Here is a 22207-nt window from a genome sequence, read left to right on the forward strand (position 1 = left end):
TTTATCAAGGGGGATGGACAGTTTTTCGCCAGGGAAGCAGCCCTGAGGTTACGTTTCAATCCCTGTTCTCCACATAGTGGGCTGTCATCCGCCCACCGTTCTCCCCTCCGCTATAGCATCGAGCTATGAACGCGGCCGCAGTTCCCGAAGCCTCCCACCCGACATCCGAGCTCGCCTCAGGACCTGTCGCCTCCAAGAAGGGCCAAATCCTTGCGTGGGCTTCCTGGGACTGGGGATCAGCGGCCTTCAACGCGGTGATGACCACGTTCGTCTTCACCGTGTACCTCACGTCCAACGCCTTCGGTGGTGAGGACGCTGCCTCCGCGGCCCTCGGGGCGGCCCTGGCCATCGCCGGACTGGCCATTGCCCTGCTGGCTCCGGTCACCGGGCAACGTTCTGACGCCGGCGGCCGCCGCAAGCTCTGGCTCGGCGTCAATACCGCGGCCACGGCTGTGCTGACTGCGCTCTGCTTCTTCGTCTTTCCCCGGCCCGAGTTCCTTCTGCTGGGCGTCTGCCTCATCGCGCTGGGCAACGTTTTCTTTGAGTTTGCCGGCGTCAACTACAACGCAATGCTGGCGCAGATCTCCACTCCAAAGAACATCGGCAAGGTCAGCGGGTTCGGCTGGGCCATGGGCTACCTCGGTGGAATCGTTGCCCTCCTGCTGGTTCTCCAACTGTTCGTCCAACCGTCCTTCGACTGGTTTGGCGCTTCCACCGAAGACTCCCTCAACATCCGCCTTGTAGCAGTCTTCTCGGCGCTCTGGTTCTTCATCTTTGCCCTGCCAGTGATGTTCGCGGTCCCTGAACTTCCGGTGAAGAAAGCCGCTGCTTCCTTGGGCTTCCTGGCTTCCTACAAATTGCTGATCCGCCGTATCGGGGCCATTTACCGGACCAGTCCCCACACCATCTACTTCCTTCTCTCCAGCGCGATCTTCCGCGATGGGCTCGCCGCTGTCTTCACTTTCGGTGGCGTCATCGCAGCCGGTACGTTCGGTTTCGAACTCAAGGAAGTCATCTTCTTCGCCATCTTCGGCAACGTGGTCGCGGCAGTGGGTGCGATCATTGGCGGATTCCTTGATGACAGGATCGGACCCAAAAGCGTCATCGTCCTTTCGCTGGTGGGCCTCCTCATCGCCGGCACCTTCATTCTGGTGCTGGGCAACGGTGACTACGTCTTCCTGGGCAATGAGTGGCCGGCGAGCAACACCTTTTGGATCTTCGGGCTTCTGCTCTGCCTCTTCGTAGGCCCGGCCCAGTCATCCTCGCGGGCCTACCTGGCAAGGCTTGCACCGGACGGTGAAGCCGGCGAGCTTTTCGGCCTGTACGCCACCACCGGCAGGGCTGTCAGCTTCCTTGCACCCACACTCTTTACCCTGTGCATCGCCATCGCCTCGCCCTTGGTTGCCGAGGGCGAAGCCCAACGTTGGGGCATTCTGGGAATCATGGTGGTGCTGCTGGCAGGCCTATTGGTGATACTGCCGGTCAAGCCGCCGGCCAAAGTGGAAATAGCTGTGGTCCCCGAGCGTTAACTACTAAGGACCGGCGGAGTGCGAGGGTCGCACCGGACCGGTTCAGGACAGTCTAGGGTGGAACTATGAACGTGGATGAGACCGAACTCCCGGGCCTGGGGATCCGCAAGGACTTCGTCACTGCCTCTGGTCGTCGTATCGGTGTAGTGGAGTTGCGTGAAGGCGAAACCGAGCTTTTCGTCTCAACCTGGGACGACCCCGACACCTGCCAAGCCTCCATTCCGCTGACTGCCGATGAAGCCGCAACCCTGGGAAACCTCCTCGGCGGCCAGCACATCGCCATGCGCTTGGCGGAGGCACACCGCGAGGTCCCGGGCATCGTCACACGCCAGTTCTCCATCACGCCCGACTCACCGTTCGTGAACCAGCCCATGGGCAAGGCCCAGGTCCGCACCCGGAGCGGCGTCTCCATCGTGGCGATCATGCGCGAAGGCGAGGTCGTCCCTTCGCCTGCACCCGACGTCGTACTTCACTCCGGTGATTTGCTCGTAGCAGTCGGTACGCAGGAAGGCCTTGACTCGGCAGCCGACATCCTCCGCAACGGCTGAACGGGATGGACCCACTCGCACTAGCCCTCGTTGAGTTGGGGGCCGTCGTCTTCTGCCTCGGCCTCCTGGCACGGCTGGCGGGCCGGATCGGAATGTCCCCCATCCCCCTCTATCTCGTGGGTGGGTTGGCCTTCGGAGCGGGTGGCTTCGTCAAACTGGACGGTATGCACGAGTTCGCGCATCTTTCCGGTGAAATCGGCGTGATTCTCCTACTGCTTATGCTCGGACTGGAATATACGGCTTCCGAGCTCGTCACCGGCCTGCGGCGATCCTGGCAAGCCGGGGTCATGGATTTTGTCTTCAACTTCCTCCCCGGCGCGGGCCTGGCCGTCCTCCTCGGATGGGGGCTGGTGGGCGCCATCGTCATGGGCGGCGTCACCTACATTTCCTCATCCGGAATCGCGGCCAAGGTTATCACCGACCTCGGCCGGATCGGCAACCGCGAAACCCCCGTGGTCCTCTCCATCCTCGTTTTCGAAGACCTCGCCATGGCCATCTACCTGCCCATCCTCACCGCCATCCTTGCCGGCGTGGGTTTCCTTGGCGGGCTGCAGACCGTTGGCATAGCCCTTGCCGTGGTCACCGTGGTGCTGGTGATCGCGCTCAAGCACGGACACCGGGTCTCGCAGGCAGTTCATAGCGAGAATTCCGAGGTGTTCCTGCTGAATGTCCTGGGACTGGCTCTTTTGGTTGCCGGCATCGCTTCCGCGCTCCAGGTATCAGCAGCCGTGGGAGCGTTCATGCTGGGCATTGCCATCTCCGGCGCAACGGCGCACAACGCAACCCGCATCCTCGAACCGTTGAGGGACCTCTTCGCGGCGATCTTCTTCGTAGCTTTCGGACTCAACACCGACCCCACTTCCATACCTCCGGTCCTCGGCTGGGCCCTTGTCCTGGCCGTCGTCACTGCAGCAACCAAGATGCTGACCGGGTTCTGGGCCGCGAAACGTGCCGGTATAGCCATGCCCGGCCGCTTCCGTGCTGGAGCAGCCTTGATCGCCCGCGGTGAATTCTCCATAGTCATCGCTGGCCTGGCCGTCGCTTCGGGGGCAGTCCCCGACGAGCTCGCCGCACTCGCCACGGCCTACGTCCTCATCATGGCCATCCTGGGTCCGTTGGCCGCCCGCTTCGTGGAACCGGTGGTCAAGGCCCTCCGCCGAACCCCCGGCGCCCCACCCCGGGCCGCCGAGCGGGCCCCGGCCTAACGCCGGCGCCAGCTCACCACGCCCTCCCCTCCCCTGCCCTCCGCCGAGGGGCGACATCTCAACCCCTCCCCTCCGCCGAGGGGCGACATCTCGACTCCAAAGCCCACCCAAACGGGCGAAAGCTAACCCCTCGGCGACCACCCACCCCGGATCAAAGACTCCCGGATCCGACGCGCGACACCGTCATAGCCGAGCTCCCGAATCTGCTCCACTGTGACCACAACGGAGATCCAGCCGTTTGCTGCAAGCGCGGCTTCCCTTCGGATGTCGGATTCCTTCTGCGCGGCGCTAAGGTGATGGCCGCCGTCGTAATTGATTGCCACTTTGAAGCTTGGAAAGGCGAGATCCGGCCACGCCACTTCGCGCCCTGAGCCATCGCGTACCACGTAGCTCAGCACGGGTTCAGGTAAGAAGCCCCTGCCGATCGCCAAACGCAAGCTCGTCTCAGGCACGGAATCAGCCCCCACCCGCGCCAATTCCAACGCGGCGCGGGCTTTGCGGATGCCACGCATGCCGGCATGCCGATAGACCTGCGCCTTGAGATCGTCAAGGGAACAGAGAGGTATCCGATTGTGCCCAAAACTCCTCGTTTGCCTGCAGATGAAATGGTCGGCGGCTGCGACCAAGTCCTCGAAGGGCAGCACAGCAGCCAGGTCCAGCCATGTACGGGCGGGGCTTGTCAGGGGAATCCCTTGCCAGGTTCTGACATCGGACTTCGCCAACACCATCCGATGCCCCTTGACTCCCTTGCGTTGGGGCCGGAAAGCACCGTCGGGCCTCGTCAAATGAAGCAGGAAATCCTGCTGTGAATCCCAAGGGAGGGGGCAGCCCCAGAGCATGGCAGCCGTTTCACGACAGCAAATGGCTCCCTCACTGATCCCGGTAAGGAGTCTCGCTGTATGGGCAAGATCCTGCTCCTCACCCCAAGGAACGCGGATTCCCCGGCTGGCCACCTGGAGATCGCTGTTCCACGCACGATGATCCGGAATGCCTGCCGCCCGTTGCTCGGCAAGCGTAAAGGAACGGCCCAGAAACTCAATCGGGAGTGGTGCGGAAATCCTCATCAGCCATTGTTGGCATGGTCTTGGAGGCCCCGAGAGGTTACCCACAGTGTGGAGGACTAGTGGAGCTCCGACAGCCCCATCGAGGGGCGGGATCTCAACCGAAAAACCCACTCAAAGTGCCGAAAGCTAACCCCTCGCGGGGAATGACGCCCACCAAAGTGCCGAGAACTAACCCCTCGCGAGGAATGACACCCACCAAAGTGCCGAGAGCTAACCCCTCGCGAGGAATGACACCCACCAAAGCGCCGAGAGCTAACCCCTCGCGGGTAGGGCGGGTTAGATGGACGTCCGGTGGAAGTTCTGGTGGCTGCGGCTGGCGGTGGGGCCGCGCTGGCCCTGGTACCGGTTGCCGTATTCACCGGAACCGTAGGGGTGTTCTGCTGATGAGGTCAGCCGGAAGAAGCACAACTGGCCGATCTTCATGCCGGGCCACAGCTTGATGGGCAGGGTTGCCACGTTGGACAGTTCCAACGTCACGTGGCCCGAGAATCCGGGGTCGATGAAGCCTGCAGTGGAGTGCGTGAGCAGTCCGAGCCGGCCCAGTGAGGATTTACCTTCAAGGCGGGCAGCAATGTCGTCGGCGAGGCTGACCGTTTCATACGTGGAGCCCAGGACGAACTCGCCGGGGTGCAGGATGAAGGGTTCGTCGCCTTCAACTTCAACCAACCGGGTCAGCTCGGGCTGTTCCTCGGCGGGGTCGATGTGGGCGTATTTGTGGTTGTCGAACAGCCGGAAGAACCGGTCGATCCGGACGTCCACGGAAGACGGCTGCACCATCGCGGGGTCGTACGGCTCAAGAACAATCCGTTGGGAGTCTATTTCGGCACGTATGTCGCGGTCAGAGATCAGCACAGCATCAAAAATACCCCATGCGTCCAAGTCCCCATGCATTGTCCGGGCGGCCTCGTGGGACTATAGTTCCCGGACATGTAGAGCCGCGCCCGTACCTGGGGGCAACGAGCATTCGCGGGGTAATTGTGAAAAAACTGGCAGTGCCGGCTTCCATTGTGCTGGCCGGGGCGCTGGCCCTTGGCGTGGCGGCTTCCAGCCAGATCCTTCCAGCTACGAACGCAGGTCCCGGCGGCGGCACCACCCCCTCCGCCAGCGTCGAGTCTGGTTTAACGGCACCTGAGTCAAGTACGACGCCGGACGCCTCACCTTCCGTCGACGCCCCCGCCACCGGGGAGGCCTCCGACCCCGCCTCTCTTCCCACCCCGGAGGAAGGATCCCCCAGCAGCGTACCCACCAGGCCCATTGCCGTGGACCCTGTCATTGAGACGCCACCGCCGGTGCCGAACATCGGACCTTCATGGGGTCCTGATGGTCCGTCAACGGAAGGCCCGGAGAACCCGGCCCCAAGTGATCCTGTGGTTTCCAGTCCTGCTGAACCATCGCCGTCGTCATCCTCGGAACTTCCGGCGCCGACAGCGCCGGCCATGGGCCCCGTCCCCACGGCTTCTGCCTCCGGCTCAGCGGCACCGACGGCGACCCAGACATCCACCCAGGCACCAACACCAACACCAGAGCCCACGCCGTCTGTCAGTCCGACGTCGCCCACACCGTCCCCCACTCGGACGGCAACCCCAACGGCAACTCCCACGGCTTCGCCGTCGGGACCGGCTTCGGCAACACCAGCGCCCAGCGCCACACCAACAGACAGCGCCACACCAACAGACAGCGCCACACCTGCCCCCACGCTGACGCAAACACCAACGCAGGAACCATCAACCACCCCCTTTCCCGGCAAATCCCCCAGCGGTGAAACCAACCCGGACAACGGTGCCCTGGCCCTGCTCCCGGACAGCAATTCCGCCGCGATCCTGACGGTGTTCAACGCGATCAACAGCTACCGGGCGTCCCTGGGTCTGGCCCCGGTGAAGTATCACGCCACAGTGGCGGGCCTGGCCCAGGAGTGGTCGAACAACATCGCAACACGGGAAGTGATCCAGCACCGACCCAATTTCTGGACAGACCCGCGGGCGCTGAGTCCCAACAATGGTGCCGGTGAGGTCATCGCCGTCCGCTGGGACCGCGATGCTGCGCAGCTGGTGGAGTGGTGGAAGGGTTCTCCGGGGCACGATGCCCTGCTGCGCGATCCCCGGTTCAACGTCATGGGCATCGGCATTACGTACACGGACGGTAACTGGCAGACCACGCCGAACCGCTACACCCTCTGGGGTGTAGTGAACTTCTTCGGATACACCACGCTCCCGGCCGGAACCACTACGTCACCGGGCGGAACTGTCACTCCCCCCGCGGATCCCATTGGAGCGTGCCAGCCCGGGGATAAGTACCAGCCGCCCACCCTGAACCTCAGCAACGCCTCCATCAGGAGTGCAGCCGACCTCGTCTCCATCGCGGCGGACGGAACCGTGTATTCCTACCCTTCCCTGGGGAATGCGAAGTACGGCGCGGCCCGCAAGATCGGCATTGGTTTCACCGGGCTCAAGGAACTGTTCGTCAGTGACTGGGACCGCGACGGCGTCTTCGACCTCATTTCCCAACGCACCGACGGAGCACTGCTGGTGTATCCGGGCAGGCAGACGGGCGGATTCGGCTCGCCAGGGGTTTTGGGCCACGGATGGCAGTCCCTGAACATATCCGTGGGCAACTGGTGTGCCAACAACAGGCTTCCGCAAATTGTGGCCATGGACGCTTCGGGCGGTCTCTGGTTATACAAGAACGCGGGGATGACGTACATCCGTTCCCAGGCAGCGATCGGCGCGGGCAACAAGGCCATCCGGCTCAGCATGGTTGATTACAACGCGGATGGCTTCCAGGATCTCCTGACCGTCGAGCCCAACGGTTCCCTGCGCTTGTACCGGGGCACCGGCCTTGCTACGCCCAAGCAGGAAGCGCGGCCTGTGGTGGGTGCTGCGTGGACGGACTACTCGGGTCTGCGTTCACTGAAGGGCGTAACGGGAGCGAACACCACCGGCATCGCGGGACTGGGTACCAACGGGGTACTGGAGTACTGGGACCTCACCTCGGGAAGGCTGACGACGCCGGTCGCCGTGGGTGGCGGGTGGAGCGGCTACAAGCTCGCCCAATAGCCACCCAACACCCAATAGCCGCCCAACACGGCGGCAGCCCGGGCGGGCAACACCGCCCAAAAGCCGGGCAACAACGGAACCGCTCACACCACCGAGCGGGACTCCATCACGGTCTTGAGCTGCTCCAGCTGGGCGACTTCACTTTCCATGGTTTTCTGGATCATGCCGTTCATGAGCTTCCGGAGGCCCTTGGGGTGGTATTCGAGGGCGAACCGGAGCCGGGTTGTTTGGCCTTCGGTGCTGAGGTAGTAGCCGCCGGTGGGCCGGGCGGGACCTGCGACGACGGCGAACCGCACTTCCGCTCCCGGCCTGGCCTCGGTGATCTGGAAATCGGCGGCGATGGGCCGGCCGCCGGGTCCGTTGAGGGTCTGCTGGTAGAGCGCGCCTTTTTGGCCACGGATGCCGGAACGGAGCGAGATGCTGCGGATTCCGGAGCGCCAGAGGGAGTTGTTCATGCCGTCCATGAGGAATCCGTAGACGGTCATGGCGTCCCGGCTGATCACCACTTCGTAGTCTGCAAATGCCATGGAAACCTCTTTCGCGTACGGTTCGAATGTCTTAGCCCGGTTCCCCATACGCAGCAGCTAACACCTTCAGAATAGTCAGCGGACCATGAACGGGCACACATAAAGGTCGAGCCTTGACCGAATGGTTATCTGGCGCCTTCATAAAGTGACCACTGACAGGGCAAGGCGCTACGGGGTAGAGTTCCCGAGGCTGGCTTAAACCGATGTGGGGGCATTATGCGGGTTCTGAAACAACAAACTTTCGCTTCAAAGGCACGACGCCGGGTGGCCGCGTGCGCTGTTTTCCTCGCCGTCGCGGTGGCTGGTGGGGTTGTCACAGCGGTTCCGGCAACAGCGGCACCACCGCTTGCAAGCACCCCGGCGAAGACAGCAGTCCCCACAACTGTCAATCCTTTGCCGAGCGTGGATCCCATCGGGGATCCAGCCAGCTTTTCGGTCCTGGTCAACAAGTCGCGGCCGCTGAATCCGGCGAGCTACGCGCCGTCGGACCTTATTAACGCACGCGGCTCGGGCCAGTACATGCGGGCGGAAGCTGCCGCCTGGCTCAACGGCTTGTTCCAAGGGGCCGCTGACGCAGGTACCGGCGGGTTGTCGATCGTCAGCGGCTACCGTTCCTACGCCACCCAAACCCAGGTTTACTGGGGCTACGTCAACGCCTACGGCCAGGCCTATGCGGATACCATTTCGGCCCGGCCCGGCTACAGCGAGCACCAGACTGGCCTCGCCATGGACATCGGCAACGCTGCCGGCAGTTGTGGGCTCAGCACTTGCTTCGGCGATACAGCCGCGGGCAAGTGGGTGGCGGCCAACGCCCACAAGTACGGTTTCATTGTCCGCTACCCCAACGGCTACACGGGCACCACCGGGTACAGCTACGAGCCCTGGCATCTGCGCTACGTGGGCGTAGACCTGGCCACCGACATGAACCGGCGCGGGTTCCCCACGTTGGAGCACTATTTCGCGGGCAACACCGCAGCCGCGGCCAGCATCAAGTCCGGCGCGGACCTGGTGGCCGCAGACTCTTCCGGCCGCCTTTTGCGCTACCCCGCGACGGCGGCCGGCGGCTATGCAGGCGCCGTCCAGATCGGTTCGGGTTGGACCGGGTTGAAGCAGGCTTTCGTGGTGGATTGGGACATTGATGGCGTCTACGATCTCCTGGCGCAATGGAACAACGGCGTCCTCGGGGTCTATCGGGGCCTTCCGGGCGGCGGGTTCGCCAACCAGGTAGTGGTGGGCAACGGAGGCTGGGAGCGCATGACCATCACCGTGGGTAAGTGGACGCACGCGCATGGCCGGCCCGGCGTCGTCGGCTATTTCCCGGACGGCGTCCTGCGCTATTACCCCAACACCTTTGGTGGCGCGCTGAGCGCTCCGCAGATCATCGGGAAGGGCTGGAACGGCATGGAGTTGACCATCGCCGACTGGGAAGGCGATGGCGCCAACGACATCCTGGCGAGGACGGGCTCCGGGGCCCTCATCAACTACCGGGGCGACGGTTGGGCAGGCTTCTACGGGCCGGCCACTACCGTGGGCACGGGCTGGCAGTACATGCGGGTGCTGGCCCCGAGCTTCGGGCTGACCGGCGCGGGCACCCGCGGCATCACGGCACAGACTGCCGACGGCAACCTCTACAACTACGGCCTTGGCCGGGGCCAGTGGACAACGTACCGCCAGGTGGGTTCCGGATGGAACGGACTGAAACTGTTCAAGTAGGCGGCCGACGCGCTTGTCATGAGCTGCCCCTCAACTGCGCTAAGCTAGGACTCGCTCGGGCGAATTTCTCCCGGGCAGCGCGGGCGTAGCTCAATGGTAGAGCGCTAGCTTCCCAAGCTCGATACGCGGGTTCGATTCCCGTCGCCCGCTCAAGGAGAGCCCCGGATCCCAGGATCCGGGGCTTTTTCGTGGCCGGGAGCTTTTGCACTCCGGGCTTCCGCACATCCCGGGGCTGAAGTGTCCCGGGCGTTATCGTGCCCGCGGCTTTGCGCCCGGGGCTTTCGTATCCGGGCTCAAGTGTCCCGGGGCGATATCGTGCCCGCGGCTTTCCGCCGGGAGCTTTCGCGTTCCCAGCTTTCGCGTTCCGGGCTTTTGTATCCGGGCGGAAGGCCCGACGACGACGCTCGCCCCGCCGGGGCCGCGCGCCTGGCACCTGGGCAGGGAGGGTGACCGCGGCCACTGTGACCCCCGCCGAGGTGTAGGGTCAGGAGTCAGGAGCCATTTCGGCTCCGCTCTAAGGGAGCCATCATGGGCGACAAATCACCGCGCCAAACCGCATCGAAGAAATCCAGCAAGTCCATCAAGGAAAAACGGGCGGATAAGCGGGCTTCCGGCTCCGCCGCCGCGGAGGCAGCAAAACCTTCAACCGGCAGCAAGAAGTGACGGCGCCCAACGGTCAGCTGAGCATCGGCGTCCTTGCTACCTCGCTGAAACCGAACGAGCGTCGCCTGCCGATCCACCCACAGCACCTGGAACGCATCGATCCTGCCCTGCGCCAACAGCTCCGCTTTGAACATGGTTATGGAGACCGCTTTGGTGTCTCCGACACCGCGCTTGAAGCGCTGGTTGGCGGACTTGGTACACGCGAGGAGTTGATCGCCTCCAGCGATGTCATCCTGCTGCCTAAACCGCAGGCCCAGGACCTTGCCGAGCTCCGCGATGGCCAAACGCTGTGGGGCTGGCCGCACTGTGTCCAGGACCGGGCCATCACTCAGTTGGCCATCGATAAGAAGCTCACGCTCATCGCCTTCGAGGCCATGAACCATTGGGCCGGCGACGGTGGATTTGGCCTGCACGTGTTCCACAAGAACAACGAACTCGCAGGATATTGCTCCGTCCTCCATGCCTTGGCGCTCACGGGCTCCACCGGCGATTACGGCCGCCGGCTTAGCGCCGTCGTCATCGGTTTTGGCGCCACTGCGCGCGGTGCCGTGACGGCGTTGAATGCCCATGGTGTCCACGACGTCCAGGTTCTGACCAACCGGGGCGTCGCCGCCGTCGGATCTCCGATCCATTCAGTGCGGATCGTGCAATTCGACCACGACAACGAGGCTCCGTTCCTCAGCGAAGTCATCACCGACCAGGGACGCAAACCGTTGGCGCCGTTCCTGGCGGCGGCGGACATAGTGGTCAATTGCACCCTGCAGGACCCCAACGCCCCGCTGACGTACCTCCGCACGGAGGACCTGACGGATTTCCGGGCTGACAGCTTGATCGTGGACGTTTCCTGCGACGAAGGCATGGGGTTCAGCTGGGCCCGCACCACCACGTTCGACGACCCCATGTTCCGCGTGGGCGGACACGTCAACTACTACGCCGTGGACCACAGCCCGTCGTACCTTTGGAACTCGGCCAGCTGGGAAATCAGTGAGGCCCTGCTGCCGTTCCTGGACACCGTGATGGCCGGTCCGGCCGGGTGGGACGCCAACGAGACCATTTCCCGTGCCATCGAAATCCGCGACGGCGTGATCCGCAACCCGGACGTTCTTGAATTCCAGGGACGCTCCGCGGAGTACCCGCACCTGCCTGTGGCCTGAGCCGACAAACACCTCAGCGGCCAACAAAAAGCGCTCCCGGTCCTGCCGGGGGCGCTTTTGTTGTCCAGCTCTTCTGTTGTTCCAGCGCTTCAGTTGTCACAGCGCTTCCACGGTTACAGCGCTTCCACCGTTGGCCCGTGGGCTCTTTGATCCCGCCGGCACTCAGGCGGTCTGAGGTTCCTGCACGATCCTCAGCACCCGGCGCCTGTCGCGCAGGTCCACTTTCAGGTGCAGCGATGACTTTCGGGCCAGGACGACGGCGACTACCGCAGCAGCGATGGCGGGCACCCCGCCCGAGATGAGGACAGCCAAGTGTGGGCCGAGGTGCTCCGCGAGCCATCCCATCATGGGGCCGCCGATAGCCTGCCCACCGATCAGGACCACCAGGTAGAGGCTCATGACGCGGCCGCGGATGCTCATGTTGGAGCTGGTCTGCACCATCTGGTTGGCCGCGGTGAGGAACATGAGGCACCAGAATCCGGCAAGGACCATGGTGACGCTGAACCAGACCATGGACGGCATCAGCGATGACACACAGAGCATCAAACCGTACAACCCTGCGGACATCACTACCGACCTCAACCGCAGTTGACGACGCCGGGTGGAGGCCACCGCTCCTGTCAGTGCACCGAGCGCAACCATCGCGTTGAGCAGGCCGTAGCCTCCGGCACCGGCGTCGTACACGTGGTCCGCAAAAGCGGCCAGCAGCACCGGAAGGCTCATCGCGAAAACTGCCACGAACCCGGCCATCAGCCAGGGCCAGTAAATGGTGGGCTTGCTGAGGGCGTAGTTGAGGCCCTCGCGCAGCATCCCCTTCTTTCGGGGTGTGGGCTGGCTGAGGTGCAACTGGTCCTTGCGGAGGATCAGCAGCATGGCCACGGTGGAGCAACAGGCCACTGCGTTGGCGGCGAAAGCCCAGCCGGCACCAACGGCAGTGAGCAGAACACCCGCCAATGCCGGCCCGATCAGGCCGCCCAATTGGAAGGTGGTGGAGTTGACGCTGATGGCGTTCCGCAAGTACTTAGGGCCGACCAGCTCATTGACGAACACTTGCCGGGCAGGCTGGTCGAGCACCGTGACGAAGCCCAGAACCAAGGCAATGACGTACACGTGCCAGACCTGGACAAGGCCGCTCAAGGACAGCACCGCCAGCGCAGCGGCCAGTACCGCCGCCGCAGATTGGCAGATGATAAGGATCTTGCGCTTGGCGAAACGGTCGGCAATCATGCCGCCCCACGGTCCCAGGAAAAGCGACGGCATGAACTGCAGTGCCACGGTAATTCCGACGGCGGTCACGGAACCGGAGAGTTGGAGCACCATCCAGTCCTGGGCGATGCGCTGCATCCAGATGGCGATCACGGCGATGAAATGGCCGATTGCGAAGATCCTGAAGTTGGGGACCTTCAGGGAGATGAAAGTATGACGCCAGGGCAGCTTTTCGCTCACGACGGCGATCGGCTGGGTGACGTTGTCCGGCTGGCTTGCGGCGGGGCGGCTTTCGGCCGCGTGGCCTGGGTCCGGCTGGCTTGTGTCCAACTGGCCTTGGTCCGGCTGGCTTATGTCCGGCAAGGGACGGGCGGACAGGGAATCGATGACGGGCTGGCTGACGTTTGCCGCTGAAGGCGGTGGGGGTGCCAAAAGTAGTCCTCGGATCGAGAGTTTCGGTGGGATGCGTTTAACGCTATGGTTGCCAGCAGCAATTATGGAAGCGTATTGCGCCTATAACTAGCATTGCGGAATGCAATGAGGTGCCTGCGGGACAAGGGGCATCGGCGCAGTACTCCGGCCGTGCGCTGACCTGCGCTTAAAGGAGTTCCGTGTTCGAACCCGTCCAGCTCCGCTCCTTTTTGGCCGTTGCGGAAACCCTGAGTTTCACCAAAGCCGCCGAACGGCTGGGGCTCGCCCAGCCCACCGTCAGCCAGCACGTCCGGAAGCTGGAGGCCGCCGCCAAGCGCGTACTGGTCGCCCGGGATACCCGTGAAGTGCGGCTCACTGACAACGGCGATGCCATGGCTGGTTTTGCCCGAAACATCCTTGCCGCCCATGATTCCGCGGCACGGTACTTTTCCGGTTCAGCCATGCGCGGACGTCTCCGGTTCGGAACCGCCGACGACCTCGCCATCACGGGCCTTCCACGGATCCTGCGCGAGTTCCGGCAGCTCTATCCGCAGATCAACCTCGAGCTCACCGTCAGCCAAAGCGACCAGTTGTACAAGCGGCTCAACGCCGGGCAGCTGGACCTGGTGTTCGTGAAATGGGTGGCCGGTGCCAAGGAAGGCACGGTGGTCCGCCACGACAACTTCGCCTGGGTGGGCGTGGAACAGACCGTGCTGGAGCCGGGGGCGCCAGTGCCGCTCATCGCCTACCCCGCGCCCAGCCTCAGCCGGAAACTTGCCATCGATGCCCTGGAGGCCGAAGGCCGGACGTGGCGGATCACCTGCAGCACCAAGCAGATCAGTGGGGTGCTGGCGGCCGTGCGGGCCGGCATTGGAGTTGCCGTGATGCCGGCGTCGCTGGTTCCCGAGGATTTGAAAGTGATCACGCAACGGTTTGGCCTGCCGCCGGTAGGTGACGTCGATTTCACCCTGATCCGCAACCCGCTGGCCAACGCAGAAGTGATCGATGCACTCACACAGGCCATCATGGGACGGACACTGAGCAAGTCGAACTAGCTGCGGGCTGGGCGGCTTGGCCGGATGCGGCCCTTACGCCCGTTCCACCACCTCACTACCCTAAGGTCGTCCAGGGCGAAGCGGCCTTCCGGTACGGCGGCCCGGATGCGTTCGTCGTCGAAAGGAAGCCTGGGACGCAGCTCCACGGGAAGCCACGGCGCATACGGCGAAGGCTCGCTGACCCCTTCGGCGAGCATCTGCGCTTGGGCTTTTGCGACGAGGGGAACCACCATGGTCCATTCTGTCAGCTGAGCCAGCGCGCGGATGGACCAGATGGGGGCGCGGACGTAAACGGGGTGGCCGTCCGCCATCCGGGCGATCCTGCGGACAGCTGCTCCAAGTTCAAGCTCTTCGGCTCCGACAACAGCGACGGTCGGGGTGGGCACGCGACCTTCGAGGGCGGCGATCAGGGTGTTGACAGCCTCTTCCACCGGTATGGGTCGAACAGTCCGCTCCCGATAACCTACGGTCGCGAAAACCGGAAAGCTGCGCACCGCACGCGTCACGTGGTCCACCATGTGGTCTCCCTTGCCGTAGATCATCCCCGCTTTAAGGATCGTGTGCTCGATGCCGGACTGCCGCAGGAGTTCCTCGGCAGCCCATTTGGTCTCGTGATAGGCGGAGCCACAATCCGGACGGGCGCGAAGGAAGCTCAACATGACGATTCTTTGGACGCCCGCTCTCCGGGCAGCCTCAATGACTGCGCGGGTGCCTTCAACGTGAACCCGCTGGAAGGTCTGTTCACCGATCTCCCGGTTGATCCCCGCGCAGTGGGCTACGACGTCGCAACCCGTGAAGGCCTGCGTCAAGGCGTCGACGTCGGTGATTGCGGTCCCTGTCCGCCGCGAAATGATGACGGTGTCCGGCCTATTGAGTCGTTCTGTGAGGTGACGCCCTACAAAGCCTGTACCGCCGGTAATAGCCACACGCATGATCTAGCTCCTTCGCTTATTAGCAATTAAGCTAAACTGTATATAGCAATTGTGCTATATTGCAAACATGGCAGATGCAGCATCGGATATCTTCGCAGCGTTGGCGCACCCCACCAGGCGGCAAATTCTTCAAGACCTCAAGGACGGCGAGTTGGCCGCAGGGGAAATCGCTGCGCGATTCAACGCCACGGGACCCACCATTTCCCGACACTTGAGCGTGCTGCGCCAGGCCGGCCTGGTCACGGAACGGCGGGACGCCAACCGTATTCTCTACTCGCTCGTGGGCGAGCGCCTGGCCCTGTCGGTGGGAGACTTCCTTTCCACGGTTTGCCCCGAGCAGATCGTGTTGCGGGAGGTCCGGAAACGGACCCCTTCCCGCCCCTCGACCAGAACACCGAAAGCGGCCAAGACATCGGAAGCCTGAACCTACTGCCGTAGTAGGCTCACCCAATGATTGACGCCAAGCTCATGCCGCCATCTGCAAGCTTCCATGCCTCGTGGCTTGCAAGCTGGGACGAGTGGGGAACCCTTGAGCAGGACGGCTCGGCAGCGTTCGTAGCCGCGAGGTATAACCTGGATCTCCGCCAGCGCAGCGATTTTTCGGAATGGATTAACCTGCTGCACCACATGCCCTTGGAAGAATTCCAACCTCCCGAAGGCTTGGTCAACCAGAGCACCATCTGGGTGGTGGAGGGCAGTTCTTATCTGGGTTCCGCCAGCCTCAGGCACTCGTTGGCCAATGAGTACCTGACCGAAGTGGGAGGCAATATCGGTTATGGAATCCGGCCAAGCGCCAGGGGTCGGGGACTCGCCAAGCTTGCCCTCAACGGCGCCTTGGAGGAAGCGCGCGCCCTGGGGATGGAACGCGTCATGGTGACCTGCAAGCAGCCCAACACGGCGTCCGCCCGCACTATTGAAGCCTGCGGCGGCGTTCTTGAAAGCGTCCGGCCACCGGAGAGTTTCAGCCCGGACCTGGGTGTCACCGAACCTATCCGCCGATATTGGATCAACCTTCCCTTACCGGGTAAGCGCATTCCCGGTATCCTGTAAGCATGACCGACCTCACCACGCTGGCTGACCTCACACCTGGCATATGTTCCGTGACTCTCCGCTCCCACGGCATTGAGGATGTGGTTCGAATTTCCTCGAATGCGGGCCTGGCCGGCATTGAGTGGGGCACCGATGTCCACGTCAGCGATGCGGAGTCTGCGGCAAAGGCCAAGGAAGCAACCCAAGCAGCAGGGCTTGCCGCCCTGTCCCTCGGCTCGTACTACCGCTGCGGCGCATTCGGAGACTTCGACCGGGCGCTGGACCTGGCGGCAGGGCTTGGTGCACCGCGGATCCGGGTGTGGGCAGGAGAACTTGGCTCGGCCGACGCCAGCGAAGAGCACTGGGACGCAGTAGTGAAAGACACACAGCGGATTGCGGATCTCGCAGCCGCCCGGGGCGTCTCCATCGCCTTTGAGTATCACGGCAATACGCTCACGGACTCCCCCGCAACCACCCTCGAGTTACTGAACCGGGTCAACCACCCGAACGTCGGCACCTACTGGCAGCCCGCCGTCGGACTTTCAGACCAGCAGGCGCTGGAGTCCTTGCATGAAGTCCTCCCGCACGTAGTGGGTGTGCACTGCTTCTCCTGGGGGCCGGTTGCTGAACGTTTTCCGCTGCGGCACCGGAAATTGCTGTGGCAGACCGTCACCGATGTCCTGCGGGGAAACGGCAAGGACATGGACATCATGCTGGAATTTGTCGAGGACGATCTTCCGGAAAACGTCATCAACGACGCCTCTTTCCTCCACACCATCACCCTGGGCGAGGACTGAGACCTACAGTTGGGTCCAACCCCGTCGGCCGAGCCACGACGCACACAGTGACGGCCACTGATCAGCGCCCGGCGTCCCCAGGGCCAGGCCAATACCGTGAATGCCATGCGGAAAGACATGAAGCTCCACCGGGACACCGGCGCGGCTGAGCTCCCCGGCGTAAGCGAAGCTATGGGCGACGGGGACGGAGTGGTCATCGGCGGTATGCCACAGGAACGCCGGGGGTGTAGCCGGCGTCACGTGCAGCTCGGCTGAAAGCTCCCGCAGGACCTCAGCCGGGGCGCCCGCGCCGGCCAGGTTGTCCACGGACCCCTGATGAACCGAGTCCACGAACGAAATCACCGGATAGCAGAGAATGCTGAGGTCCGGCGCAGCGGCGTTGGTGTCCAGTTCAGGATCGCCGCTGGGAACCTGGACTGCCAACGTGGCGGCAAGATGCCCGCCAGCGGAAAACCCGAGAACGCCCACCCTGGATGCGTCAACGTTCAGGCCATGACCGCCGCTGCGGATCCACAACATGGCCCGCTTGGCGTCCTCCAACGGGGCGGGGTGGTGATCGGGCGCCACCCGGTACCGCAACACGAACGCGTGGATGCCCAGCGAGGCAAGCCACTCGGCCACCGGCTCGGCCTCGTGATCAGCCTGCTTTGCATACCCTCCGCCCGGAAGCACCAGGATGGCAGGCGCAGCCTGAGTGGAAACTACCCCGGCGGTGGAACGCTCGACGGCGGGAATCACCGTGAGTGCCCGGGGCACCTCCGCTGGCACCCGCCCGTGCTCCCGTTTGCGCGCGGGCTGCGGGACCGGCGTCATACCTGCGATTCCACCGGAGCTTCCGCCGCCGAAGTCCCGGTACTGCGGCGGAGCTTGACCGCGCCGCTGACCGGAGGGGTATCAGGATCTCCGGCAGCCAGACGACCAATGTCCTCCAGCGGCAGGTGCACCGTGGACAGGGCGGGCCGGAAGTCGCGCAGGGTTTCGATGTCGTCGAATCCGGCGATGGTGGCGTCGCGCGGAATCCACACGCCCTCGGGCCGAAGGGCGGCCGTGACACCAATGGCCATGACGTCATTGACTGCGAAAATACAGAGGCGTTCTTCGGATGCTTTGATCCGGGCGGCAAGTGCCGCCCCGGCGTCGTATCCTCCGGCACGGTTGAATCCCGTGCGGATCACCTCAGCCGCTGGCCGTCCGGCATCCTCGAGTCCGCGCTGGAAACCGCGAACACGGTCATCGGAGGTGTACAGGCCTTCGGGGCCGGCGATGATCAGGAAGGCGCCGTCGTGAGTCTCGGCCAGTTCCGTTGCGAGGCCGGCAGCAAGTTCCTCGTTGGGGACCTTCACCACGTGGTAACCCTCAGTAGTGGACGCACCAACCACCGGATGCCCCACCACTCCCACGTGTCCGCCGTTGCGGCAGTAGCGGTCCAACTCGGCGGCAAGTTCGATGTTTCCCTGCTTGTCCTCGGCCCGGACGGAACGCGAACCGGCAATGACGATTGAGTCTGCCCGACGTGCGGCGAAGGCTGCCACTGCCGCTTTCTCATCAGAAGGAGCCCCGGAGGTGCTGGCCAGGAGCACCATGCGGTTCTGCTGGCGGGCAGCTTCCTGTACTCCGCGGGCGATCGCTGAGAAGTACGGATCGGCGATGTCGTGGACAACCAGTCCGATTAAGCCCGAGCTCGATTTCGCCAGCGCCTGAGCTTGGGCGTTGGGCACGTAGCCGAGCTTGTCGGCGGCCTCGCGGACGCGTTCGGCAATGTCTTCGGCGGGCTTCCGGGACGAGCCGTTGAGGACCCTCGATGCGGTGGCCAGGGAAACCCCGGCCAAACGGGCAACTTCACTGAGTGTGCTGGCGGCCACGGGGCCCTCCTTTTCTGCAAGCGTCGGGACTGGCGCTAGGGAAATTATGTCAGTCTTCCGGAAGTTTCGGGAAAGCGCTTGCCAATCCGGCGCGTCATGGTGCATGATCGAATGCAACGGGAATGCGCTTTCCCACATGAACTGCAAGCACCGGCATCCGCACCGCGACCGGCACACAAGGCACTGGAGAAAACATGGGCTACGAAACAAAGACGATCCGCATCGCCATGAACGGCATCACCGGCCGTATGGGCTACCGCCAGCACCTGCTGCGGTCCATCCTCCCCATCCGCGACGCCGGCGGCTTCACCTTGGAAGACGGCACCAAAGTCCAGGTTGAGCCGATCCTCGTTGGCCGCAACGAGGCCAAGATCCGCGAACTGGCCGAGCTCCACAAGGTCTCCGAATGGACCACCGACCTGGACGCCGTCATCGCCGATCCCACCGTGGACATCATCTTTGACGCTTCCATGACCAGCCTCCGCGCCTCCACCCTGAAGAAGGCCATGCGCGCCGGCAAGCACATCTTCACCGAGAAGCCCACGGCCGAGACCCTCGAAGAAGCCATTGAACTGGCACAGATCGGCAAGGAAGCCGGCGTTACCGCAGGCGTTGTGCACGACAAGTTGTACCTCCCCGGCTTGGTGAAGCTCCGCCGCCTCGTGGATGAAGGCTTCTTCGGCCGCATCCTCTCCATCCGCGGCGAATTCGGCTACTGGGTCTTCGAAGGAGACGTCCAGGCTGCCCAGCGTCCGTCCTGGAACTACCGCAAGGAAGACGGCGGCGGAATGACCACGGACATGTTCTGCCACTGGAACTACGTCCTTGAAGGCATCATCGGCAAGGTCAAGAGCGTCAATGCCAAGACTGCCACCCACATCCCTGCCCGTTGGGACGAGGCCGGCAAGGAATACAAGGCAACCGCCGACGACGCTTCCTACGGCATCTTTGAGCTCGAAACCCCGGGCGGCGACGACGTCATCGGCCAGATCAACTCCTCCTGGGCCGTCCGCGTCTACCGCGACGAACTCGTGGAGTTCCAGATCGACGGCACGCACGGTTCCGCCGTCGCCGGTTTGAACAAGTGCGTTGCGCAGCAGCGCGCCCACACCCCCAAGCCCGTCTGGAACCCCGACCTGCCCGTCACCGAATCCTTCCGCAGCCAGTGGCAGGAAGTTCCCGCCAACGCTGAACTGGACAACGGCTTCAAGCTGCAGTGGGAAGAATTCCTGCGCGACGTCGTCGCAGGCCGCGAGCACCGCTTCGGCCTCCTCTCCGCAGCCCGCGGCGTTCAGCTCGCCGAGCTCGGCCTGCAGTCCTCGGCCGAGCGCCGCACCATCGACATCCCGGAGATCACCCTCTAATGACGTCACTGATTCTTCCCACAGACGACGGCGGCACCCGCGAGTACCGCCTTCAGGCAGCCACCTCCTGGGCCAAGCCGACCGCTCCTTTGACGGCCCGCCGCGCTTACGCCGCCGCCCATGTCATCCCCGAGGTAGCAGCAGACAACACGCCCGGCGCGCCGGCCCAGCTCGACTGGGACGCCACCCTGGCCTACCGGCACGAGCTGTGGTCCTACGGCCTTGGCGTTGCTGACGCCATGGACACCGCACAGCGCGGCATGGGCCTGGACTGGGCAGCCACGCAGCAGCTCATCAAGCGCACCGGCGCCGAGGCAGCCTCTGTTGTTTCGGCAGGCAACGCAGCAATCGCGGGCAAGTCAGTCCGCGACCTCGTGTCCTGCGGCGCAGGCACCGACCAGCTGGACATCGCCGCGCTCCCCGAGGGCGCAGCGGGCATCCAGGCCGTGATCGAGGCCTACCGCGAGCAGATCGCCGTCGTCAGTGAGGCCGGTCCCAAGGTCATCCTGATGGCATCCCGCGCCCTGGCCAAGGTCGCCAACGGCGCCGACGACTACCTGCACGTCTACTCGACGCTCCTGCAGGAAGTGGAGCAGCCCGTCATCCTGCACTGGCTCGGCACCATGTTCGATCCCGCACTGGCCGGATACTGGGGCTCCGACCACGTCTCCGTGGCCACCGAAACGTTCCTCAGCCTGATCCGCGAGCACTCGGACAAGGTAGACGGCGTAAAGGTTTCGCTGCTGGACGCCTCACACGAGGTTGCCCTCCGCGCGGCGCTGCCTGCTGATGTGCGCCTCTACACCGGCGACGACTTCAACTACCCGGAACTGATCGACGGCGACGACACGCACCACTCGGACGCCCTGTTGGGCATCTTCGCGGCCATCTACCCGGCCGCTTCGGTTGCGTTGCAGAAGTACGACGCCGGCCAAGGCGCCGAAGGGCGTGCCATCCTGGACTCCACCCGTGAGCTGGGAAAGCACATCTTCAGCGCACCCACGTTCTACTACAAGACCGGCATCGCCTTCATGTCCTGGCTCAACGGCAAGCAGCCTGGCTTCCAGATGGTGGGCGGCCTGCACTCGGGCCGTTCGGTCCTGCACTTGGCAAAGACCTTTGAGCTGGCGGACCAGGCCGGCCTGCTGAAGGATCCGTCGCTGGCAGCATTCCGGATGTCCGACTTCCTGCGGATCAATGGGGTGGGCGCATGAGCGACTTCTCCCGGTTGTCCCTGAACAGCGCCACCACCAAGAAGTGGACGCTTGCCGAAGCCGTGGATGGTTGCGCCCGCGCCGGCATCCCCGCGATCGGCCCATGGCGCGACCGCGTGGCCGAGGCCGGTCTGGACAAGGCGGCCAAGCTCATCAAGGACGCAGGACTCCGCGTTTCCTCGCTGTGCCGCGGCGGATTCCTCACGGCGGCCGACGCTGAAGGCCAGGCTGCCGCACTCGCTGACAACTTCGATGCCGTCCGCGAAGCAGTAGCGCTGGACACCCAGGAGTTGTTCCTGGTGGTTGGCGGGCTCGCTCCGGGTGAGAAGGACGTCGTCGCTGCCCGCCAGCGCGTGGCCGACCGCCTCGAGGAACTCGTTCCTTTCGCTTCCGAAAACGGCGTACGGCTGGTGCTGGAACCCCTGCACCCCATGTACGCCGCCGACCGCGCACTCATCTCCACCCTTGGCCAGGCACTGGATCTCGCCGCGCCGTACGACGCAAAGGCTGTTGGCGTCGCCGTCGACACCTTCCACGTCTGGTGGGATCCGGAACTGAAGGCGCAGATCGACCGCGCCGGCCGTGAGAATCGGATCGCCTCCTACCAGGTGTGCGACTTCAACCTGCCGATCGCTGCGGACGCACTGTTGTCCCGCGGCATGATGGGCGACGGCGTCATTGACTTCGCCACGATCGGCACCTGGGTCAGGGACGCCGGTTACACGGGCGACATTGAGGTTGAGATCTTCAATCAGGAAATCTGGGATGCCGATGGCGACACCGTCCTGGAAACCATGAAGCAGCGCTACGCGGAGCTCGTCCTCCCGTTCGCGTAACACGTGATCCTCCCGCGGATGCCCTAAGCTCCGCGGGAGGATCAC

At 63.9% G+C, this 22207-nt stretch carries 21 protein-coding genes and 1 tRNA gene; 15 read left to right on the top strand and 7 right to left on the bottom strand.

The features are described 5' to 3' along the window. Positions 1 to 125: 125 nt before the first annotated feature. The 3 genes from LDN85_RS19340 (at position 126) to LDN85_RS19350 (ending at position 3282) form a co-directional block, all read left to right on the top strand. The gene (locus LDN85_RS19340; RefSeq protein WP_223943868.1) at positions 126 to 1529 is read left to right on the top strand and encodes an MFS transporter; all 1404 of its coding nucleotides are present in this window, start codon (positions 126 to 128) and stop codon (positions 1527 to 1529) included. Positions 1530 to 1594: 65 nt separating this feature from the next. Further along, complete coding sequence (locus tag LDN85_RS19345) at positions 1595 to 2077, top strand: cation:proton antiporter regulatory subunit (RefSeq protein WP_026543330.1); 483 nt, start codon at positions 1595 to 1597, stop codon at positions 2075 to 2077. Between the two features lie 5 nt (positions 2078 to 2082). Continuing rightward, the gene (locus LDN85_RS19350; protein ID WP_223943869.1) at positions 2083 to 3282 is read left to right on the top strand and encodes a cation:proton antiporter; all 1200 of its coding nucleotides are present in this window, start codon (positions 2083 to 2085) and stop codon (positions 3280 to 3282) included. A gap of 122 nt (positions 3283 to 3404) precedes the next feature. On the opposite strand, the gene LDN85_RS19355 is transcribed toward LDN85_RS19350, so the two are convergent. Further along, a complete protein-coding gene (locus tag LDN85_RS19355) occupies positions 3405 to 4346 on the bottom strand; it encodes an endonuclease domain-containing protein (protein ID WP_223943870.1) in 942 nt (313 codons plus the stop codon). 276 nt (positions 4347 to 4622) lie between these two features. Beyond that, positions 4623 to 5198 (bottom strand): dCTP deaminase, encoded by a 576-nt coding sequence (gene dcd / locus LDN85_RS19360; protein WP_011776299.1) that lies wholly within the window; start codon positions 5196 to 5198, stop codon positions 4623 to 4625. 140 nt (positions 5199 to 5338) lie between these two features. Between dcd and LDN85_RS19365 the strand changes: the two genes are divergently transcribed. After that, positions 5339 to 7399, top strand: coding sequence for a CAP domain-containing protein (locus tag LDN85_RS19365; protein WP_223943871.1), 2061 nt, complete (start codon positions 5339 to 5341; stop codon positions 7397 to 7399). A gap of 83 nt (positions 7400 to 7482) precedes the next feature. Here the strand turns inward: LDN85_RS19365 and LDN85_RS19370 are convergent, their stop codons facing one another. Further along, the gene (locus tag LDN85_RS19370; RefSeq protein ID WP_026543326.1) at positions 7483 to 7926 is read right to left on the bottom strand and encodes an SRPBCC family protein; all 444 of its coding nucleotides are present in this window, start codon (positions 7924 to 7926) and stop codon (positions 7483 to 7485) included. Positions 7927 to 8142: 216 nt separating this feature from the next. Here LDN85_RS19370 and LDN85_RS19375 point away from each other — a divergent pair, with 216 nt between their 5' ends. The 4 genes from LDN85_RS19375 (at position 8143) to LDN85_RS19385 (ending at position 11456) form a co-directional block, all read left to right on the top strand. Next, the gene (locus LDN85_RS19375; RefSeq protein WP_026543325.1) at positions 8143 to 9639 is read left to right on the top strand and encodes a M15 family metallopeptidase; all 1497 of its coding nucleotides are present in this window, start codon (positions 8143 to 8145) and stop codon (positions 9637 to 9639) included. A 79-nt stretch (positions 9640 to 9718) separates the two neighbouring features. Beyond that, positions 9719 to 9789, top strand: a tRNA-Gly gene (locus tag LDN85_RS19380). Between the two features lie 378 nt (positions 9790 to 10167). Beyond that, on the top strand, positions 10168 to 10302 hold the full coding sequence (locus LDN85_RS21955; protein WP_263422074.1) for a hypothetical protein: 135 nt from the start codon (positions 10168 to 10170) through the stop codon (positions 10300 to 10302). Continuing rightward, complete coding sequence (locus tag LDN85_RS19385; RefSeq protein ID WP_026543324.1) at positions 10299 to 11456, top strand: N(5)-(carboxyethyl)ornithine synthase; 1158 nt, start codon at positions 10299 to 10301, stop codon at positions 11454 to 11456. Before LDN85_RS21955 ends, LDN85_RS19385 begins: the two co-directional genes overlap by 4 nt. 162 nt (positions 11457 to 11618) lie before the next feature. On the opposite strand, the gene LDN85_RS19390 is transcribed toward LDN85_RS19385, so the two are convergent. Continuing rightward, the gene (locus LDN85_RS19390; RefSeq protein WP_223943872.1) at positions 11619 to 13094 is read right to left on the bottom strand and encodes an MFS transporter; all 1476 of its coding nucleotides are present in this window, start codon (positions 13092 to 13094) and stop codon (positions 11619 to 11621) included. A 179-nt stretch (positions 13095 to 13273) separates the two neighbouring features. Here LDN85_RS19390 and LDN85_RS19395 point away from each other — a divergent pair, with 179 nt between their 5' ends. Next, positions 13274 to 14128 carry a LysR substrate-binding domain-containing protein gene (locus tag LDN85_RS19395; protein WP_026543322.1) on the top strand — a complete coding sequence of 285 codons (855 nt, stop codon included), beginning with the start codon at positions 13274 to 13276 and terminating at the stop codon, positions 14126 to 14128. Here the strand turns inward: LDN85_RS19395 and LDN85_RS19400 are convergent. Further along, entirely contained in the window at positions 14125 to 15060 is a 936-nt protein-coding gene (locus LDN85_RS19400) for an NAD(P)H-binding protein (RefSeq protein WP_223943873.1), read from the bottom strand. The two genes, LDN85_RS19395 and LDN85_RS19400, sit on opposite strands and share 4 nt — an antisense overlap. 67 nt (positions 15061 to 15127) lie before the next feature. Here LDN85_RS19400 and LDN85_RS19405 point away from each other — a divergent pair, with 67 nt between their 5' ends. The 3 genes from LDN85_RS19405 to LDN85_RS19415 are packed head-to-tail and all read left to right on the top strand — an operon-like array spanning position 15128 to position 16886. Then, complete coding sequence (locus tag LDN85_RS19405) at positions 15128 to 15484, top strand: metalloregulator ArsR/SmtB family transcription factor (protein WP_026543320.1); 357 nt, start codon at positions 15128 to 15130, stop codon at positions 15482 to 15484. 26 nt (positions 15485 to 15510) lie between these two features. Continuing rightward, positions 15511 to 16110: a GNAT family N-acetyltransferase gene (locus LDN85_RS19410; RefSeq protein ID WP_223943874.1), complete on the top strand. Its 600-nt coding sequence runs from the start codon at positions 15511 to 15513 to the stop codon at positions 16108 to 16110. A gap of 2 nt (positions 16111 to 16112) precedes the next feature. Further along, on the top strand, positions 16113 to 16886 hold the full coding sequence (locus tag LDN85_RS19415; protein ID WP_223943875.1) for a TIM barrel protein: 774 nt from the start codon (positions 16113 to 16115) through the stop codon (positions 16884 to 16886). A 3-nt stretch (positions 16887 to 16889) separates the two neighbouring features. Here LDN85_RS19415 and LDN85_RS19420 read toward each other — a convergent pair whose 3' ends face one another. Both LDN85_RS19420 and LDN85_RS19425 read right to left on the bottom strand, forming a co-directional pair. Next, the gene (locus LDN85_RS19420) at positions 16890 to 17699 is read right to left on the bottom strand and encodes an alpha/beta hydrolase (RefSeq protein WP_223943876.1); all 810 of its coding nucleotides are present in this window, start codon (positions 17697 to 17699) and stop codon (positions 16890 to 16892) included. Further along, a complete protein-coding gene (locus LDN85_RS19425; protein ID WP_223943877.1) occupies positions 17696 to 18748 on the bottom strand; it encodes a LacI family DNA-binding transcriptional regulator in 1053 nt (350 codons plus the stop codon). The genes LDN85_RS19420 and LDN85_RS19425 overlap by 4 nt, the downstream gene beginning before the upstream one ends. Before the next feature lie 194 nt (positions 18749 to 18942). On the opposite strand from LDN85_RS19425, the gene LDN85_RS19430 reads away from it, so the two are divergent. From LDN85_RS19430 to LDN85_RS19440, 3 genes are read left to right on the top strand one after another with little or no spacing between them, the layout of a single operon-like run. After that, the gene (locus tag LDN85_RS19430; RefSeq protein WP_223943878.1) at positions 18943 to 20112 is read left to right on the top strand and encodes a Gfo/Idh/MocA family oxidoreductase; all 1170 of its coding nucleotides are present in this window, start codon (positions 18943 to 18945) and stop codon (positions 20110 to 20112) included. Further along, on the top strand, positions 20112 to 21326 hold the full coding sequence (locus LDN85_RS19435) for a dihydrodipicolinate synthase family protein (RefSeq protein WP_223943879.1): 1215 nt from the start codon (positions 20112 to 20114) through the stop codon (positions 21324 to 21326). Before LDN85_RS19430 ends, LDN85_RS19435 begins: the two co-directional genes overlap by 1 nt. Continuing rightward, a complete protein-coding gene (locus tag LDN85_RS19440) occupies positions 21323 to 22162 on the top strand; it encodes a sugar phosphate isomerase/epimerase family protein (RefSeq protein ID WP_091552397.1) in 840 nt (279 codons plus the stop codon). The genes LDN85_RS19435 and LDN85_RS19440 overlap by 4 nt, the downstream gene beginning before the upstream one ends. Positions 22163 to 22207 lie beyond the last annotated feature (45 nt).

It is taken from the genome of Arthrobacter sp. StoSoilB20 (assembly GCF_019977295.1).
Taxonomy (GTDB): Bacteria; Actinomycetota; Actinomycetes; order Actinomycetales; family Micrococcaceae; genus Arthrobacter; species Arthrobacter nicotinovorans_A.